This is a genomic window from Kocuria sp. CPCC 205261 (assembly GCF_040981025.1).
Classification (GTDB): Bacteria; Actinomycetota; Actinomycetes; order Actinomycetales; family Micrococcaceae; genus Kocuria; species Kocuria marina.
The window spans coordinates 649,890-667,974 of record NZ_JAVKPU010000001.1 but is presented as its reverse complement, the minus strand read 5'-3'; the positions used below and the strand labels follow the sequence as shown (position 1 = coordinate 667,974).

The window sequence follows — 18,085 nt, the reverse complement described above, 5'->3', positions numbered from 1 at the left end:
TAGCCTACACTCACGACCACGACGTAGCGCCCGTTGCGTCCTGACCTCGGAACGAAACCCAGGGCGCTTCACACAGATGAGTTTCATGGCTGCCGCGTCCAGTAGGGCGCCCTCGAGGTCCCCGCTGGCCAGGATGGCTATCATGGATTCGCGGCGCTCATCGAGGTCGTCGTCCTCATGCAATGTCATGGGGTTCCTCTAACTGGAGCGGTCCGCGAGTTAGCTGTCGCTGCCCGAGGGCTCATCGAAACCGTACAGCTCACGATCCCGCACCTGTAGGTCGTCGCAATATTTGGCGCGGCGAACCTTCAAGGCTTCGTAGCGACCCTTGGGGGACATGGAAATGGTCCTATATAGATCTTCGAACATTTCTCGAAGATAATTTCTGTAGTCTTCACGCAAAATTACCGGACCATTGCCGGGATAGAAGAAATAGTTAGTTGCTGTTACATTGATTATTATCTTCACGTCCAGGGCCTCACCGGGGGTCATTCCGCAGTTAATTTCCCACCGATCAAGAGCACGCTCGAATTCCTTGCGTATTTCCTCAGTCTCGGGCGTGGGGCGTACCTGATTGCGATCTGCTTTCTGGGCAGCGAGATACTTATCGAGGATAGCGTGAAGTGCGGTAGTTGCTGCAATGTCACGTTCTATGCGAGCGAGTTCAGCTTGATGGTTTCGGTCGGCGGCGGCTATAAGTGCTTGTTCTCTGCGGTCTTTCTCCGCCTCTTCGGCGGTATGTCGCCGATTGGCTTCCGCGGTAGAAGCCTGGTCTGCGCTCTGTTTGTGCAGAATGAGTATGGCGACAGTGGCTGCAATTGCTGCACTCACAACCGTCGCCCAAACACTCGCCCAGCCCTCCTCATTAATTCCCCAGAACTCTCCCCACGGACCCCACAAATCAAGAGTGGCGATAGCGAATCCAGTGATGGTCATATCCCTCCACGCCTACTATAAGAGTTACCAAGTATTTCAGCATCCGAGGACTCTACTCGGTCGCATGAACGTCTCGTCAATCTTATACCAGCGAATTTCGCACGGCAGGAGTGAACCTGCAGGTGGATTCAGGTCCGAGCGAACGTGGGGTATGGGCGTTGACCCCAATAAAGACGCACCGACGATCCTCGTATTATTCGGGCCCTCGGGCCGCTTACGCGTCTGAGCCCGTCCTCTGGGCCTAACTCAGAGGAGTGAATTGAGCTTGGGATACCCATCCCGATAAAAACCCATGCACCGCGATCAGGTGTAGGAAGGGCCAGAAAAGACCGACGGGTCTGCCCGGTTCCAGCCCGAACTCTCGCAAGGGTGTATATCCCTCGTGACCATGCACGCCGGATAGCAGCATCGCATAGCTTCCCAGGTCATCGAGGATGTGCATCATCGTTTCCAGGCAGGTCCATTCGAGCCCGTCGGCCGGGATCGACCAGCCATCGTCCGGAACCTCACGGAGGGCGCGTCGAGCATCCTCAAGGGCGAGTTGGACGTCCTGGCTCGTAGGGCTGTCTCGAAGCATGATTGCATCTTCGCAGCAGGATGTCCGTGCGGCCACCCGGTTTTCACGCCGACATCCCGAAAGTCCCGCGGGCCGCCACGATTGCAGGAGTATGGTGCGGCCCCCGGCGGTCAGCGAGGCACTGAGGCGCCCCCGCGGCGTCGTCGTGGTCAGGAACTCGGGCTTGCGGCGCCGTAGTACCTCGCCAGGAAATCGTCACGGTAGTCGAAGTACGTCCCCGCGTCGATGGCGTCCCGCGCGCCGGAGACGAGGTCCAGGATGAAGCGCTCGTTGTGGATGGACGCGAGTGTTGCGGCGTTGCGCTCCTTGGCCTTGAACAGGTGACGCAGGTACGCGCGGGTGTAGTGGGTGCACGTGTAGCACGGGCACGTGTCCGAGATGGGCGTGAAGTCGCGTTTGAAGCGGATGTTCGTGAGGTTGAACCGGCCATCGGGGGAGTAGACGGCCGACGAGCGGGCCACGCGAGTGGGGGAGACGCAGTCGAAGGTGTCCACGCCATTGTCGATCGCGGTGAAGACGTCGTCCGGTTCGGAGATGCCCAGCAGGTGCTTGGGGGTCTCCTCGGGCAGTTCTTCCGTGCACCACCGCACAATGGTCCCCAGCTGGCGTTTCTCCAGGGCACCCCCGATCCCGAACCCGTCGAAGCCCATCTCGGCCAGGTCCCGGCAGGCCATGCGCCGTAGGTCCTCGTACTGGGCGCCCTGGATCACCCCGAACAGCGCCTGGTAGGGCTTGTCCGCACGGGCCTCGGTAAGCCGGCAGTGTTCGGCCACGCAGCGCAGGGCCCACTTGCGGGTGCGTTCCAGGGCGTCCTCCTGGTACTCGCGGGAATCGTGGAGCGTAGTGAGCTCGTCGAACGCGAACATGATGTCCGCGCCGATGTTGTGCTGCACCCGCATGGAGACCTCCGGCGTGAACCGGTGCAGGTCCCCGTTGAGGTAGGAACGGAACCACACGCCGTCGTCGTCCACGCGCGCCATGCGCTTGTGCCCGGGGGCGGGCTGTGCGCCCCCAGGGGACGGTGTGAGCGCGGACATGTCGATGACCTTGCCGAGTCCCGAACCCAGGGACATCACCTGGAACCCGCCCGAATCGGTGAACGTGGGGCCGGGCCAGTTCATGAAGGTGCCCAGCCCGCCGGCGGCGTCCAGGATGTCGTCGCCCGGCTCGAGGAACAGGTGGTACGCATTGGCCAGCATCGCCTGGGCGCCCTCTGCCGCCATGGACTCCGGGAGCACGGCCTTCACGGCGGCCTGCGTGGCCACCGGGATGAACGCCGGGGTACGGATCGGGCCGTGCGGCGTGGTGATGGTGCCCGTGCGGGCCTGGAACTGGCCGCCATTGTCCCGGATGCGCTGCTGGGGAACGGGAGAATCACGCAGGCGCGTGTGGAGCCGGAAGGTGAACGGGGAGGGGGATTCGGTGCTGGACACCACACCATTGTGCCGGTTGCGCGAAAGCGAGAGACAATGTGGTGTCTCCTCCACCCGATGCCGAAAGAACGAGCGCAATCCGGTGAGTCAGGTCACAGAATTCTTCAGGGCCCCACAGTCCGTGCCTTCACCTCCATCTACGCGCGCAACGAGCTCATCCGCGCGCGGTTCACGCACCAGACCCAGGCGGGGGTTCTCATCACAGATGCGGGATGCTCGGTGTGTTGCTGTCCAACCTGGGGGCGTCGGAACCGGTGATGCCCGTCCCGGAGCATCATGGGCTGACCACGGGACAGCTGCGGACCCACGCCGGACGGTTTTTCCTGGCCACGGGGCCGGCATCCTGGGCAGCCTCAGCGGGCTGTCCCACAGCTACTGGGCCATGGTCGCGGCGGACACCCAGGCGATCCCGCTCATGCGGCAAGCGGCCAACGGGGGCACGTGACGCCCTCCGGGCAGATCATCCGCTGTTCAGCGGCCCCATCCCGCGTGGGCGATCGCCTGACGGATGAGGTCCTCGCGCCCGCCCTCGAACTCGTCCTGGACATCCGTGGACAGCGCCTCGTCCGGGGTCATCCACGACAACTGCAGGGCGTCCTGACGGGGCTCGCACTCACCGCGCACGGGGACGATGTAGCTCAGCGCCACCGCGTGCTGCCGGTCGTCGGTCAGCCCGGTCTCGGACGGGGACGGGAAGAACTCGGACACCGCGAACGGGACCGTGGTGGACGGCATCTGCGGCATGGCGAGCGGTCCCAGGTCCTTCTCGAGGTGACGCAGCAGCGCCGCGCGCACCGTCTCGCGGTACATCACGCGCCCCGAGACGAACGTGCGCACCATGCGGCCCTCGTCGTTGGGCGTGAGCAACAACCCGATCTCGGACAGGCAACCGAGCGGGTCCAGGCGCACGGGGATGGCCTGTACGTACACGATCGGCAGGGACGCGCGGGCACGATTGAGGTCGTCCTCGCTGAGCCAGCCAGGGTTGGGGTCCGGGGTGCGTACTGAACTCATGGTTCGTTTCTACCGTCGTGACGCCCCCGCAGGCCAGGAATCTGCGGCGTCAGCGGCCGAGTTCAGCGATCAGCCGAACGCGCGGCGGTTTCCAGTACGGTCCACGCCTGCACCTGCGTGCTGAGTTCCACAGGGGCGCCGGCCCGCTGCGCCTGGTTCGCGTGCTGCGCCGGTTCGGGGGAGAACACCGCGACCGTCTCGCCCACCGTTCGCACCGCGGCGGGCACCGTGAAGTCCTCGTTCGGATCGAATTCCCGACGCCCGTCCCACAGGGTGTCCGCGGTGTCGGTGACGAGCGCGCGGGCGGTGGCCCGAGCGTCGTCGTCCAGCAACGACGACGACGCGGCTTCGCCCAGGTAGCGCACCAGGATGCCCGTGAACAGCCCGGCGTCACCGCCGCCCTGGCCGCGCAACACGGGTGCACCGTGGGGGCCGGGGACCGTGAACTCCCGGGCCGCGCCGTGGACGAGCCGTGCCGCCCGGTCGAGCCACAGTGCGCGCTCGGCGGGGTCCGCGGTGACCTCCGCGAGCTCGAGGGCCGCACCGAGGGCCGGGCCGCTGTTGTAGGTGTAGACGTGCGGGTCCACGGACGTGATCTCCTTCCCGGAGCCCGCCGCGGCCATGCGGATGCCGTCCAGGAACACGCCGCGCTCGGCGTCGAAGAGGGTGTCGAACAACCACGTGAGCAGTGCGCGAGCCTCGGCAGTGCGGTGCATGCGTAGGAATGTCAGCGCCACCGGGGCGGTAGACGCCGTGTTCTTGTAGTCCCGTGTGGTGTTCCACCACGCACCGCCGCCCATGGTGTCGTCGCAACCGGAGGCGAGGCGCGTGGCCAGAGCAGCGCCGTCGTCCTGCACCGCGCGCGATGTGCGGCCCGTGGCGGCGAGGTCCTCGTCACGCAGGCGCCCCAGGGCGAGGGCCAGCCAAGCCATGTCGTCGAAGAACACGTTGTTGGTCACCCGCCCGCCGCTGTGCACGGCGATGCCCCGCAGCAACCGATGCGCGCGGGAGCGGGCCAGCTCAGCGGTGTCCTGGTTGCCGGCGTGGCGCTCGCGGGCCGCGGCGTCCACGAACGCGTCCAGCAAATGGGCCTGCCACCAGTAGTGCCACGGCCCCCGCCACGGGCGCGGGAACGCGACAGCCCCCAGGTACGTGCCCGGCACGCGCAGCGCCCGCGCACCGAACAGGTGGTCCACGGAGTGCGCGGCCTTCGCGGCGCGGTGGGCGGGGGATTCGGACATCGCGGGGCTCCTGGGAGGACGGGTGGGGTGTGTGAGGAGTTTATCGCCCGGTGCTGCTGCGGCTCGCCCGGTGCCCCCGCTGCCTTTTCTGAGTTATCGCAGCTTTTCCCCGTGGTGGGGTGCTTTTACTCCACTAGGAATTCGCGTCGGGGCGTGCGCGGATCCCTGAGCACCTCCCCATACACTCGCTTCATGGGCCCCATCGATTCCCCGACATCTCGCTCTCACCAACGCCGCCTGCCCCGTTGGTTGGTGGTGCTGATGTCCCCTGGGTGTGGTCCTGGTTCTCAGCGTGGCCTCGGCCTGTCGCGGGCAAGGCCCGGACCAGGATGAGCGTGGGCCCGGCCATTCGAGGTCCTCGTGCTCCTCCAGGGGAAGGAAAACCATCCTGGTGTAGAAAGCCCGGGTCTGGGCATAGGGGGCGTTCGCGAAGGACGGCCCCACCGGGTGCACGGAGAGCAGCGTGCAGCCATCGGCGGACAGATCGTCCACCACCCGTTCCACGAGACGCCTGCCGATACCGGTCCCACGCACGTCCGGATGGACGGCCATGAGGTGGATCTCCGCGGATTCGGGGAAGTGGCGTCGGGTGAGAACGACTCCCACGGGCGCTCCGTCATCGAGGGCCATAGGACGTCCGTAGCTGTCATCCGCGGCGTCCGCGGCATAGCCGTCGATGGCTTCGGGAATTCCGAACCACTCCGGGAGTGCTTCGAGGATCCGGCGCACGGCGTTGCCGTCGCGGTGTTCGATGGTGTCGATGGCCACCGGCCAAGCATGGCAGGATGGGCCACCGGTGAACCTCCCTGGGTTAGCTTCCGGAGGTTAGACCGATATCAGCATCTGATTCCGGTTCTCATGGTAGGCCGCCTCCGCTCCTTCTGGTGTGGCGCAGTCCACGGCCTTGCGCAGACGCGCGTTGCCCCACACCGCACCCACTCCACCGTGGCCAGCACGACCGCTGAAACCGAGATCTAGGTAGCTGTCGAATAGATCAACTCGGTCTTGCGCCACCTCTTGAGCGCCTCGACCATCGCATAACCGAGGAATTCACCCACCGTTCCTATTAAAGAACTTATTTCCTCGGACTGTACCCCACCATATTTTCGGATCCGTATCTGTTAGGCGTCTCTCTCGACACCCAACGGATAGCACAATGCCAACACCGCCGCGATACGCGAACACCCCCGGGCCGCCCGGTGGCCCAACGCCATCCGCACCGCGTGGTCGCTAAAGCTTCGAGAGTACACACTGGACGTGATCCTGATTCTTCTTAGTTAGTGGCAGGATTGGAATCAAACCCAGGATGGTTGACCGTGGCGCCGGCCTCGCACCTGTTGCGGGCACCCGCTCGGAGAAATGGCTGATAGGGGCATGAAAAGTCGGATGTGCTCGGCCCCCGCTGGCCGGCAGGGACGACCGTCGGGCCCGAGTGCTCGACATGGCCCCAGTAAATGCACGAGGAGTAATCACTTGGGGGTGGAATAGGTGCGTGGTGCGCGAGCTCGTTTATGGCATCGACCCAGATCACCCCACTTTGCCTTTTCATGTATCTGAGCGGATTGGAGGCCTGGGCGCAAGCTCCGATCGCGTCCCTGGAGAGCACTTCTGACCAAGCTGAGGAACGGCAGGAGTTCTTCTCCTTGCTGCGCATGAACCGGGCTGTGGTCGACCGGTACCGAGTGCGGATCGCCGGAGGGCCCGAGCGGCCGTTGGAGGTCGACGGTTGGATGGTTAAAGATCCCCTAGACGATCAACGTCATGACGGCATGGCCACTCGGAGGGGCGAGTCTGACGTCGAGCTCATTGCTGCCTGGCTGGAACGACGTCCAGAACTGGGGCGGGCTCCTGAACTTACAGCGAATGTTCTAGCTCGTGGCACGCATGGCGAACGGTTCGTGGACGCAGACTTCTCCACGATGGTCATGTCGCTGGAGGGGCTACACCGCAAGCTTCACTCTCGGAAAACCGGTGCCCTGACAAAAGCTCAAGAAAAAGGCCCGTCGCGCCAACGGGGACATCATCGCGAGGGCCAAGGATGAAGGGGAAATAGACGATCTCATAGCCTCCACCCTGAAAAATCGTGTCCTCAATAGCCAGTTGGGAGAACCCACACTTGAGCAGCGTATCCAGGACATCTTGGACGATGTACAGCCACTGGTGCCGATAATCTGTGGGACGGCTGCCGGGGCACACGACCTGTGGAAGAGAGAAGTGAAGAGCCTGCGGAACAACTACGCCCATGGCCTGGAGAAGCAGACCCAGCTCAGGAAAAACCTTGTGCTTTCTACCTCGCTGACCGTCTTGGTGGCCTCCCGTTGCCTCGTGTATGTCGGGTACTCCCCGGAGAAGCATGTGGAGTCGATCCCACTCACCGAGGGTGGAGGTAATTTGGTGCACTGGGGAAGAATACTGATGCCAGATTTCTACGCCCCGAATGACCCGAGGGACGATCAACACGCAACGGCCAAAGGTGACCCGATCCAGGGTGGTGAACCTGGGCCCTCAGCCCAGCGCCTCCCGCAGCACGGGTTCGCGGATCTGGTCCGCGAGCCACGGGCTGAACGCGAACGGGGCGCTCTCCACCGCGGCCACGAGGTCGTGGGGGGCGGCCCACGAGTACTCGGCGACCTCGGACTCGGCGGGACGGGGATCGTCGTCGGCGACGGCGATGAACACGGGGCAGAACTCATTCTCAACGACCCCGGAGGCGTCCGTGGCGCGGTAGCGGAACTCGGGCAGCACCACGGTGAGGTTGCGGATCTCCAGACCGAGTTCCTGCTGGGCACGGCGGGCGACGGCGTCCTCGAAGGACTCGTCCGGTCCCGGGTGACCGCAGAAACTGTTGGACCATACGCCGGGCCACGTGCGCTTGCCGAGCGCGCGGCGGGTCACCAGAACCTGGCCGCGGGAGTTGAGCACGTGGCACGAGAACGCCAGGTGCAGGGGGGTGTCCTCGGTGTGAACCGTGGATTTCAGGGCCGTTCCGGTGGGTTGGTGTTGATCGTCCAGGAGCACCACGCGCTCCGGGCTGGTGTGCTCGCTCACGAGGCCGCCTCACGGTCATGTGTTAGGTTCCAGGCCATGGTAACCGCCGGATCGGACACGCAGTGAGACGACGCGTGAACCCTCCGCTACCCACGGTGCGCGGCGTGGGGCCCGCGCGGGTCCGGATGCCCGGCCCCGGCGCCCCGGACCCGGTGTTGCGGGCTCTGGACGGTCTCCCGGCCACGGCCGCGGACTACATCCAGCAGCGTTTCCCGGACGACGCCGCGTGGTTCGCCCACGAGGTCGCCGCCGGTCGCGTCCGCGGGGACGACGGCGCCGTCGTCACCCCGACCACCCCCTACGAAGCGGGGGCCTCGGTGTGGTTCCACCGCCCGATCCCGGACGATGACGCCGCGCCCGTCACCCTCGACGTCCTGTACGAGGACGAGTGGATCCTGGCGGTGGACAAGCCGCACGGGCTGTGCAGCACACCGAAGGGTGAGAACGTCCGCCGCTCCGTGGTGGTCGCCGCGCGCTGCCAGTTCCACAACGACGAGATCTCCGCACTGCATCGGTTGGACCGCTCCACGGGCGGGGTGCTGCTGCTGAGCAAACACGCGGCGGACCGCAGGGCGTTCCACCGCATGTTCCAGGAGCGCACGGTGACCAAGACCTATTGGGCCGTGGCCCGTGCCAACGATCGGGTGGGGGAGGAACCGGTCCGGGTGGAGTCCCGGATCCGCAAGATCCAGGGAGTCGTGCAGGCCTTCGAGGAGCCGGGCGAAGTCAATGCCATCACGGACATCCGCCTGCTCGAACGCTTCACCGATGATGCGGGTCAGTGGGGTTGCTACGAGATCGCTCCTCTGACCGGGCGCACCCATCAGATCCGGGTGCACATGAACTCCCTGGGCCTGCCGCTGCGCGGGGACAAGCTGTATCCGGTGCCGCTGGACGATTTCGACGTGGAGGACCCGGACAACCCCATGCAGTTGATCGCCCGCTCCCTGACCTTCACCCATCCCATGACGGGCGGGACGATCACCGTGAGCTCACGCCTGTCGCCCAGCTCCCATGCGGCTCGTCGGACCGGATCGTCCAGCGAACTCCCGGCGCACTGACCTGCAAGGGCAAGGTTGAACGTCCGTCGAAGGATGCCGAAACTTTCCGACCGAGCGTGACGTAACACACCGAAACCCGGCTACCCCGGGGTACCCTTACCAGCGGGTCTTCCCCCCTCATTGGGCCCGTACAGGGGTTGTCGTACACACAGCCCCGAGTCGGTTGGCACATGCCACCACGAGCTGTCCCCCCACAGCGCGTACGTCTGTCACACCCTCGTGGTGTCATGCCACGGAGGTGCGGGCGCGTGCGCCCAACGACGAAATGGTCCCCATGTCACATCACCGCATTCCTGCCATCGACGGGTACTCCCCGACCCGACGAGCCTTCTCGAACCTGGCCGCAACCATCACTGCGGCTCTCATGATCCTGAGCGGGGGCCTGTTCATCGGCACCCCCGCGCAGGCCGCACCCTCCGACATCGTGTCCGTGTCCAGCAGCACGCGGGCGGCGGACGCCCAGAAGCTCCTGAACCTGATCAACCAACACCGGGCATCCAAGGGCTTGGCCCCGGTGAAGTACTCCAAGTCGCTGTCCGGCATCGCCCAGAGCCAGTCCGACCGACTGGTCAAGGAAGAGGTTATCGACCACAGCAACCTGTTCCTCACGGACCGCCGGGCCGCCGGGTACAACGCGGCGGGGGAGATCCACGCGCTGTCGTGGCAGAACTCGGTTCCCGACCTCATGAACTGGTGGAAGGGCTCCCACGCGCACAACAAGGTCCTCACGGACCCCCGGATGCAGATCGTGGGGATCGGACTGACCTACGTGGACGGCCGGTTGTCCGGCACGGGCGAGGGCTGGCGCCTGGTGGGCACCGTGGATTCCTACGGCTACCCGGCCGGCAGCGGTCCCTCGGACGTCACCCGCACGGTCACTGCGGCAGCGCCGCGCCCGCAGGCCGACACCGTGGCCCCCGTGGCTGCGAAGCGCGTGGCGCCCCCGGCCTACACGGTCAAGGGCGGCATCAAGAGCCGCTACCAAGCACTGGGTGGCGCGGCCAAGTTCGGTTACCCGACCATGAACGAACGCGGCGGCCTGGTCAACGGCGGCGTGTACCAGAACTTCAGGGCCGCGGGCGGTGCCCAGTACAAGTTCATGTGGTCCCCGTCCTCCGGCGCGCACGTGATCAAGGAGACCGGCGTGATCGGCAAGCGCTGGAAGGCCGCCGGCTTCGAGCGAGGGTGGGGCTACCCCGTCACCGAGGAGTACCGCGTGGGCTCCGAGATGCGCCAGCGCTTCTCCAAGGGCTACACCGTCCATTGGTCCTCGGTCACGGGCAAGACCTGGGTCACCCGCTGACGCACCACGAATCGGTACACCCGGACGCGGAGACGGCGGATGCGTGGGGTGCGTTCCGGTCCTGACGGGCCCGGGCGCACCCCGCAGCCGATTCCCTTTTCGTCAGCCCGTCACTCGCTCTGGCAGCGCGGGCACCACACGATCTTGCGCAGGTGCTGCACTGCGGTGCCCGGCGCCGTCGTGGTGCCGTCCGGCGCGGGGACGGTGAGCAGAGCGTCGTCGATCTCTCCGCGCCGCAGCACCGCGCCGCACCGGCGACACGGTTGGCCGTCCTTGCCGTACGCCCAGAACAGGGGGCGACCCTGCGGTGCCTGCCCCACGGTCGAGCGCATCGAGCGGTCCTTGTTCAGGTGCAGCAGCTTGTGCGCGAGCGTCACGATCTCGCGCAGCTTGCCCTCCGGCAGGGAGCCGACCGTGACCCATGGATTGGTGCGCGACATGAACAGCACCTCCACGCGGTACACGTTGCCGATCCCCGCGAGGTTGCGCTGATCCATGAGCGCGGTGCCGATCGCCCGGTCTGGTTGCGCACTCAGCCGCTCGAGGGCCTTCTCCAGGTCCCAGTCCGGTCCGAGGATGTCCGGGCCCAGGTACCCCACGAGTTGCTCGTCCTCCAGGCGGGTAGGCACCAGTCGGACGTCCTTGACGTCGAAACCCACGGCCTCGACGTCCTCGGTGCGCAGGATCGCGCGAATGGTGTGCGAGCCCTGCCCGATGGACACGTCCGTGCTGAGCCGGGTCCTCGCTTCTGCGCGTGAACGCACGCTGCCGCCCCGCCGGGCCTGCCCCCGCGGTCGGTAGGGACTCGCCCCGGGTCGGCTCGTGCGCATTCCGTTCCTTGCTCGTGACGACGACGCCGCTCGCCCGCTTCCGGCCGGAGCATCACCTTTGCTGCGTGCCGCTTGTGGTTCCCCGCCGGAGCCGGTTGGGGCGCCCCCCGCCGGTTCCCGGTCGAAGACCCGCCACGTGCCGTCCATCATGAGGTGGGAATGTAGGGTGAGGGGCTCGGCCCCGGATTTCAGCTCGGCCGCATCGGGGGCCTGGGAGAGTCGGATGAGGATGTGCTTCCCCCGCGGCACCACGGCCACGACCGTGCGCCCGGACACGTCCGATGTGGCGAGTGAGGGCACCCGGAAGTCCGAGCTCACGATCACGGACCCCTCCAGCGCCTCGCGCAGCATCTTGCACTGGCGGTAGACGGAATCACCTTCAGGCACCTGGGCCTCCTAGGTAGGGTGGGGTGTTCAGTGTCGAACGGGAGTGGGCTCGGCGGCAGTTCGCAGCTGTGGCGTCAGTGCCACCGTCGCAGCATTGCGGCGACATCATGGAGATCGGCTCGGCCACTCGCCGTGGCCTCCAGCAACCCCACATCGCGTAATGGACCGACTCCGAGATCGTTGATCACCACGAGTAGGTCCTCGGTCGTGAGGTACCGCGTCACCGCCCGAGCCGGTCCAACACATCGGCATAGCGTGCACGTGCACGCGCCGACGCTTCGGTCACCTGCCGCTCGTGACCTCTCCGGGCCGCAACTTCGTGGATGGCTCGGATCGTGGCTTCCTGACGGCTGATGCCGTCCGCTTCGGCCAAGGCGGCGAGAGCGCGTTCGTCGTCCTCGGTCAGCCGCAAAGTCATCGCCATGCCCCTCAAGGTATCAAAGTGGTATCAGCCGGACCTGCCCCCGCCCACGGGAGCCCGCATCCGCACGCTGCGCGGGGTCTGGTAGAAGCCGCCCGCCAGCAGACCGTCCCGGACCGCGGTCACGAGGTCCTCGGAGGAGAGCACCGAGTCGCCGTTGACCTTCTCGACCACGAGCGAGTCCATGGCCCTGCGCTGCACGAGCCCGGCCACGGCCTCCGCCGCGAGGCGCAGCAGGGCCGGGTCTGACACGAACGCGAGCGCGGTCTTCCCGCCACGTTCCAGGTAGAGGATCAGCGCCCCGTCCACGAGCACCACCACGGCACCGGCCTTGCGTCCCGGGCGGTGCTTGGTGCTGGTTTCGAGAGCCACCGCTTCCGGCCAGTCCAGCGCGGCACCGTAGGGGTTGGCGGGGTCCGTGGCCGCGAGGGCGAGGACGCGGGGTTCGGCCTTGCGAGCGGCGTCGTCGTCCGTGAAACTGCGCAGCACGTCAACCGTCGCGGGTTGCGTGAACTGGGCGGCGCCGAGGCCCTCGATGAAGTACCCGCGCCGCGCGCGGCCCGCGTCCTCGAGGGCGCGCAGGACCTTGTAGACGGTGGAGAACCCGCCGGGGACGTCCTCCACCGCCACGGGACCGCGCGTGAGGATGCCGTAGCGGTCCAGCAACAGCTCCGCTTGGGCCTGCGCCCGCACGGTGGGGTTGAGCGGTTCGGGGTGCAGCACGGACCAGCGCCCGGCCGTGACACGGTCCTCACCGCCCCCCGCGGCGCGAACGACGCGAGCGCCGTCGCCGGACGCGGACGCCGCCGGATCCACACCGCCGGGGCCGCGGGACGCGGCCCGCAACCGCGCGGCGCCGCGCCGCCCGGCCGTACGGGAACGGCCCGGGCGCTTGGGCGTCTTGTGCGCGGAGTGCCCGCCCGAGACGAGTGCGCGCACCGGGGCGTAGGTGTCATTGGTGATGAGCCCCGCCCACAGCAGGTTCCACAGCGCAGTGCGCAGCTGGGCCATGTCCACGGACACGCCCGCCTCGGCGAGCGGCTGGATGAGCTGCCACGCGAAGTACGCCCCACCGGCCCGCAGCACGGCGAGCAGTTCACGTTCCAGCGTGGAGTCCAGGGCCTCGGCGGCGGCCTCGAGCTGCGGCACGGGCGGCAGGGACAGCTCCGCGGACTCGGCCAGGTGGAACGCGACCCACCCGTCCTCACCGCCCAGGGACCCCGCGCCCGAAAAGAGCACCTCGCCCGCGGCCATGAGCTCGTCCAGCATCGCGGGCCGGTAGTCCACCACGCGCTGCGCGAGCACGAGCGGTTCCCACGCGGACGCGGGCACGGGCACCCCGGCCAACTGGTCGATCACCGTGAGCACCCCGTCTAACCCGCGCAACTGGTGCCCCGGGACGGCGTGCTGCCACGCGGGCAGGAAGGTGGCGTATACCTGCGGGTCCACGGGTTCCACGTCCGCGCGCAGGGCGGCCAGGGAACGGCGGCGCAGGGTCCGCAGCACCTCCACGTCGCACCATTCCGACTCCGACGCCGCGGGGTCCCCGCTCGGGCGGAACGCCCCCTCGCTCACGCGCCGCTGCGTGGCGAGCGAGCGCAGCGCGGTCTCGACCACGGCGGGCCCCAGGCTCAGGGCCTGCGCGGCCTCCGCCACGCTGAACGGGCCGTGGGTGCGCGCGTACCGGGACACGAGGTCCCCCACGGGATCCGCGACCGGTTCCAGGAACGCCAGGGGCACACCCATGGGCAAGGGCTGGCCCAGGGCGTCCCGCATCCGCGCGGCGTCCTCCACCGCGCAGTAGACCTCGCGCCCGCCCACGCGCAGGACGATCGCCCGGTTCGTGGACACCAGGGTGTCCAGCAGCTCGCGGGCGGCGTCCGCGCTGATGGGTTGGTACTCGGGGGCCACGTCCTCGGCCGCGTCGACATCCTCGGTGTCGTCGGTTTCCGGGGCATCGGGGGTCTCCGGCGCGCTCTGCGCGGGGGGCGACGCCGCTGCGGTGCCTTCCGCGCGCAAGCGCAGTGCGGCGTCGTCGGCCGTCATGGGACCGAGCAGGCGCAGGAGGTCCGCCGCGCCCTCCACGCCGCGCAACCGACGGTCCGGCGCGAGGCGCTGCAACTGCAGGACCGTGGTCTCGATGACCTCGAGATCCAGCAGCTCGCGCAGCTCAGCGCGACCGAGCAGCTCGTTGAGCAGGGAGGGGTCCAGGGACAGGGCCGCGGCCTTGCGCTCGGCCAGGGGCGAATCGCCCTCGTACAGGAACTGGGCCACGTACCCGAACAGCAGGGTGCGCGCGAAGGGGGAGGGGGTGTCCGTGGTGGTCTCGACCATGCGCAGTTTGCGCCCGGCCAGATCGCGCTGCAATTGCAGCAGCGCGGGGACGTCGTACACGTCCTGCAGGCATTCGCGCACGGTCTCGAGGATCACCGGGAACTGCGGGTACTTGCGGGCTACGTCCAGCAACTGGGCGGAGCGCTGACGCTGCTGCCACAGGGGCGTGCGCTTACCGGGATCCGCCCGCGGCAGCAGCAGGGCACGCGCGGCGTTCTCCCGGAACCGGGACGCGAACAGCGCCGAGCCGCCCACCTCCTCGGTCACGGTGCGCTCGAGCTCGTCCGGGTCGAAGAGGAACAGCTCCGCCCCGGGCGGTTCCTCGTCCGTGGCGGGGACGCGCAGCACGATGCCGTCGTCCGCGGCCTGGGCACTGGCATCCAGACCCCAGCGCTCGTCCAACCGGGCGCGCACCGCGAGCGCCCACGGGCCGTGCACGGGGGTGCCGAACGGGCTGTGCAACACCACGCGCCAGTCCCCGAGTTCGTCCCGGAACCGCTCGACCACGAGCGTGCGATCGTCCGGAACGTGTTCCGTGGCCTCCCGCTGTTCGGAGAGGTAGGCCATGAGGTTGTCCCGGGCCCATTCGTCCAAGCCGGAGGCGGCCAGGCGCTCGCGGGCCTCGGTGTCCTGGGCACCGGCGAGTTCACGGGTGAACCGACCCGTGGCGCGGCCCAGTTCCACGGGCCGGCCCAGACCGTCCCCGTGCCAGAACGGGAGCTTGCCGGGCACGCCCGGGGCCGGGGCCACGACCACCCGGTTGTGCGTGATCTCCTCGATGCGCCAACTCGAGGCACCCAGGGCGATGATGTCCCCCACGCGGGACTCGTAGACCATCTCCTCGTCCAGCTCACCCACGCGCTTGGGGGACTTGCTGTCCTGCTCGCCCACGAGGAACACGGGGAACAGACCGCGGTCCGGGATGGTGCCACCGCTCGTGACTGCGAGCCGCAGGGCACCGGGGCGGGCCTGCAGGGTTCCGGTCTCGCGGTCCCACACCAGCCGGGGCCGCAACTGGGCGAACTCGTCGGACGGGTACCGCCCGGCGAGCAGGTCCAGCACGGCGTCGTACGCGGAGCGCGGCAGCGAACGGAACGGGGCGCTGCGGCGCAGGGTGTCGTACCAGCTCTCCACGTCCACGTCCTCCGCGGCAACCGCCGAGACCGTCTGCTGGGCCAGGATGTCCAGGGGGTTGGTGGGCACGGACAGCGGTTCCAGGTGCCCCGCGAGCATCTGCTCAGCGATCACCGCTGCGTCCCGCACGTCCCCGCGGTGCTTGGGGTAGATCCGCCCGATCGAGACCTCGCCCACCTGGTGGCCCGCGCGGCCCACGCGCTGCAAACCGGACGCCGCCGAAGGCGGGGACTCGATCTGGATCACCAGGTCCACGTGGCCCATGTCGATCCCGAGCTCCAGGGAGGAGGTGGCCACCACGCACCGCAACCGCCCGGTCTTCAGGTCCTCCTCGATCAGACCGCGCTGGTCCTTGGACACCGAGCCGTGGTGGGCGCGCGCGAGCACCGGGGACGCGCCCTCGTGGCGGTTGTGCTGGCGGGGGATGTCCGCGGGGGCGGAGTCGCGGGCCCGAGAAGCGCTGACCGCGCCCTCGCTGCGCGCGGCGGCGCCGCCCAGGAGGTCGGAGAGCGCATCACCCAGCGCCACGGGATCGCCACCGTCCAAATCCGCGGGGCTCTCTTCCGCGGCGTTGGCGAGCCGGAACTCGTGGATCTCGTTGAGTCGCGCAGTGAGTTTCTCCGAGAGGCCACGCGAGTTCGCGAACACGATTGTGGAACGGTGCGCCTCCACGAGGTCCACGATCCGTTCCTCCACGTGGGGCCAGATGGACGCGGTGGCCTGGTAGTCGGACGCCTCCAGGTTGCCGTCCAGGTCCCCGGACGACGGCGACGCCGCCGCCCCGCCCAACACGGTCATGTCCGGGATGGGCACGGACACCGTGAGGTCCCAGTCCTTCTCGGACGGCGGGCGCACCACGTCCACGGGCTGGGAGCCGCCCAGGAACCCGGCCACGGTGTCCACGGGTTCCACGGTCGCGGAGAGCCCAATCCGTTGCGCGGGACGTTCCAGGAGGTCGTCGAGGCGTTCGAGGCTCACCGCCAGGTGCGCCCCGCGTTTGGTCCCGGCCACCGCGTGCACCTCGTCGATGATCACGGTGTTCACGTGGCGCAGGGTCTCCCGCGCCTTGGACGTGAGCATGAGGTACAGCGATTCCGGGGTCGTGATGAGCACGTCCGGGGGATGCGCCAGCAGGGCGCGGCGGATCGCCTGCGGGGTGTCACCTGAGCGCACACCCACCGAGATCTCCGGGGGCTCCCCGCCGGCGGCCTTGGCGGCCTGGGTGATCCCGATCAGCGGTGCGCGCAGGTTGCGTTCCACGTCCACGCCCAGGGCCTTGAGCGGGGAGATGTAGAGCACCGAGGTGCGGTCCTCCGCGTCGTCGGACCCGTCCGCCTTCTTGTCGGTCAGCAAGCGGTCGATCGACCACAGGAACGCCGCGAGCGTCTTACCGGAACCGGTGGGGGCCACCACGAGAGCGTGGCGGCCCGCCGAGATGGCCTCCCACGCGCCGCGCTGGGCCGCCGTGGGCCCGCTGAACGCGGCGTCGAACCACTGCGCGGTCGCGGGGGAGAAGAGGTTCAGGACGGGGTCAGGACCCAAAACCCTTGACCTGCAACTGGGAGACCTTGGGGTTGCCGCACGCTTGACCCGAGTAGGGCACCACGAGCGACTCGTAGCTGTCCGGCGGGTACACGCGCACGCCAGCGGCCTGGTGCGGGTTGCACACTTGACCGATCACACCGGGCTGGGTGATCCGCACCCCGGCGCTCGCGGACGCGCCGGGCTGTAGGGTCACGGTGCCCGCACCCGAGGCGTCCCGGGAGGCCGGCGCACCCACGGGAGCACCGTTCGCGTCCACGAAGGACACACCCGGGTAGCCGCTCAGGGTGCACGGTGCGGAGCCGTTGTTGGTGAGCGTGAGGGACGCAATGACCGAACCCGCCGCGCCCTGCTGCGGCGTGAGCGATCCGGAGAGCTGCCCGGCACTGCACGTGCCGCCGGCGCGCTGGGCATCCGCCTTCGCCTGGTCGAACGGGCTCGCAGTGGGCATGCCCAGCTCGGGAGCGGACGCGAGACGATCGGGCTCGGCGGACGGCTGCGCTGACTCCGCGGCCTGCCCCTCCTGTCCACCGGACGCCGCGGCGTCTGTGGCTTCCGTGGCCTCGGTGGCCTCGGCGCTCGCGGACGGGCTCGCGGACCGGCTGGCCGACGGGCTCGGGGACATGGACGAGGCGCTCGGGGACGCCGTGGCGCTCGCGGAGACGGAGGCGCCGGCGGGTGCGGTGTTCTGCTCCTCGGACGAAGCGCCGTCCGAGGAACCGCAGGCCGAGAGGACCATGAGAGCGCTCAGCGCGGTGGCCGCGAGCAACGGACGGGTGGCGGTGTGGGTGCCCCGGGGGACGGGCAAGTGACTCCTCATGGCA

General features: G+C 68.1%; 14 protein-coding genes and 1 pseudogene. 4 read left to right on the top strand and 11 right to left on the bottom strand.

The window, feature by feature from the left end:
- From RF646_RS03095 to RF646_RS03070, 6 genes are all read right to left on the bottom strand, one after another.
- Positions 1 to 189: hypothetical protein (locus RF646_RS03095; protein ID WP_368835170.1), on the bottom strand; the 189-nt coding region annotated here is incomplete at its 3' end.
- 30 nt (positions 190 to 219) lie between these two features.
- Positions 220 to 936 carry a hypothetical protein gene (locus RF646_RS03090; RefSeq protein WP_290657941.1) on the bottom strand — a complete coding sequence of 239 codons (717 nt, stop codon included), beginning with the start codon at positions 934 to 936 and terminating at the stop codon, positions 220 to 222.
- A 726-nt stretch (positions 937 to 1,662) separates the two neighbouring features.
- Entirely contained in the window at positions 1,663 to 2,946 is a 1,284-nt protein-coding gene (tgt, locus tag RF646_RS03085; protein ID WP_366823681.1) for a tRNA guanosine(34) transglycosylase Tgt, read from the bottom strand.
- Between the two features lie 471 nt (positions 2,947 to 3,417).
- Positions 3,418 to 3,960, bottom strand: coding sequence for an NUDIX hydrolase family protein (locus RF646_RS03080; RefSeq protein ID WP_085108758.1), 543 nt, complete (start codon positions 3,958 to 3,960; stop codon positions 3,418 to 3,420).
- 62 nt (positions 3,961 to 4,022) lie between these two features.
- The gene (locus RF646_RS03075) at positions 4,023 to 5,201 is read right to left on the bottom strand and encodes a glycoside hydrolase family 76 protein (protein ID WP_368835169.1); all 1,179 of its coding nucleotides are present in this window, start codon (positions 5,199 to 5,201) and stop codon (positions 4,023 to 4,025) included.
- 93 nt (positions 5,202 to 5,294) lie between these two features.
- Positions 5,295 to 5,930, bottom strand: a complete 636-nt coding sequence (locus tag RF646_RS03070) for a GNAT family N-acetyltransferase (RefSeq protein WP_368835184.1) — start codon at positions 5,928 to 5,930, stop codon at positions 5,295 to 5,297.
- A gap of 782 nt (positions 5,931 to 6,712) precedes the next feature.
- Between RF646_RS03070 and RF646_RS03065 the strand changes: the two genes are divergently transcribed.
- Positions 6,713 to 7,243: a hypothetical protein gene (locus RF646_RS03065; protein WP_368835168.1), complete on the top strand. Its 531-nt coding sequence runs from the start codon at positions 6,713 to 6,715 to the stop codon at positions 7,241 to 7,243.
- A pseudogene (locus RF646_RS03060) lies at positions 7,221 to 7,502 on the top strand (HEPN domain-containing protein); the annotation flags it as partial. The gene RF646_RS03065 and the pseudogene RF646_RS03060, both read left to right, overlap by 23 nt.
- Before the next feature lie 204 nt (positions 7,503 to 7,706).
- Here RF646_RS03060 and idi read toward each other — a convergent pair.
- The gene (gene idi, locus RF646_RS03055) at positions 7,707 to 8,249 is read right to left on the bottom strand and encodes an isopentenyl-diphosphate Delta-isomerase (RefSeq protein WP_064846559.1); all 543 of its coding nucleotides are present in this window, start codon (positions 8,247 to 8,249) and stop codon (positions 7,707 to 7,709) included.
- A gap of 74 nt (positions 8,250 to 8,323) precedes the next feature.
- Here idi and RF646_RS03050 point away from each other — a divergent pair, with 74 nt between their 5' ends.
- The gene (locus tag RF646_RS03050) at positions 8,324 to 9,310 is read left to right on the top strand and encodes a pseudouridine synthase (protein WP_270264315.1); all 987 of its coding nucleotides are present in this window, start codon (positions 8,324 to 8,326) and stop codon (positions 9,308 to 9,310) included.
- Between the two features lie 274 nt (positions 9,311 to 9,584).
- Positions 9,585 to 10,613, top strand: a complete 1,029-nt coding sequence (locus RF646_RS03045) for a CAP domain-containing protein (RefSeq protein WP_368835167.1) — start codon at positions 9,585 to 9,587, stop codon at positions 10,611 to 10,613.
- Positions 10,614 to 10,723: 110 nt separating this feature from the next.
- Here the strand turns inward: RF646_RS03045 and RF646_RS03040 are convergent, their stop codons facing one another.
- From RF646_RS03040 to RF646_RS03025, 4 genes are all read right to left on the bottom strand, one after another.
- On the bottom strand, positions 10,724 to 11,830 hold the full coding sequence (locus RF646_RS03040; RefSeq protein ID WP_368835166.1) for a DNA-formamidopyrimidine glycosylase family protein: 1,107 nt from the start codon (positions 11,828 to 11,830) through the stop codon (positions 10,724 to 10,726).
- A 220-nt stretch (positions 11,831 to 12,050) separates the two neighbouring features.
- Entirely contained in the window at positions 12,051 to 12,254 is a 204-nt protein-coding gene (locus RF646_RS03035; RefSeq protein ID WP_035963994.1) for a hypothetical protein, read from the bottom strand.
- A gap of 24 nt (positions 12,255 to 12,278) precedes the next feature.
- Positions 12,279 to 17,261, bottom strand: coding sequence for a DEAD/DEAH box helicase (locus RF646_RS03030; RefSeq protein ID WP_368835165.1), 4,983 nt, complete (start codon positions 17,259 to 17,261; stop codon positions 12,279 to 12,281).
- Complete coding sequence (locus RF646_RS03025) at positions 17,251 to 18,081, bottom strand: DUF4232 domain-containing protein (RefSeq protein ID WP_368835164.1); 831 nt, start codon at positions 18,079 to 18,081, stop codon at positions 17,251 to 17,253. The genes RF646_RS03030 and RF646_RS03025 overlap by 11 nt, the downstream gene beginning before the upstream one ends.
- Between the last annotated feature and the right edge of the window lie 4 nt (positions 18,082 to 18,085).

What these genes read in the sequence shown, in the direction of transcription:
- RF646_RS03090 (WP_290657941.1), bottom strand. Translation starts at nt 936, where the DNA reads ATGACCATCACTGGATTCGCTATCGCCACTCTTGATTTGTGGGGTCCG.
- RF646_RS03080 (WP_085108758.1), bottom strand. Translation starts at nt 3,960, where the DNA reads ATGAGTTCAGTACGCACCCCGGACCCCAACCCTGGCTGGCTCAGCGAG.
- RF646_RS03075 (WP_368835169.1), bottom strand. Translation starts at nt 5,201, where the DNA reads ATGTCCGAATCCCCCGCCCACCGCGCCGCGAAGGCCGCGCACTCCGTG.
- RF646_RS03065 (WP_368835168.1), top strand. Translation starts at nt 6,713, where the DNA reads ATGGCATCGACCCAGATCACCCCACTTTGCCTTTTCATGTATCTGAGC.
- RF646_RS03045 (WP_368835167.1), top strand. Translation starts at nt 9,585, where the DNA reads ATGTCACATCACCGCATTCCTGCCATCGACGGGTACTCCCCGACCCGA.
- RF646_RS03035 (WP_035963994.1), bottom strand. Translation starts at nt 12,254, where the DNA reads ATGGCGATGACTTTGCGGCTGACCGAGGACGACGAACGCGCTCTCGCC.
- RF646_RS03025 (WP_368835164.1), bottom strand. Translation starts at nt 18,081, where the DNA reads ATGAGGAGTCACTTGCCCGTCCCCCGGGGCACCCACACCGCCACCCGT.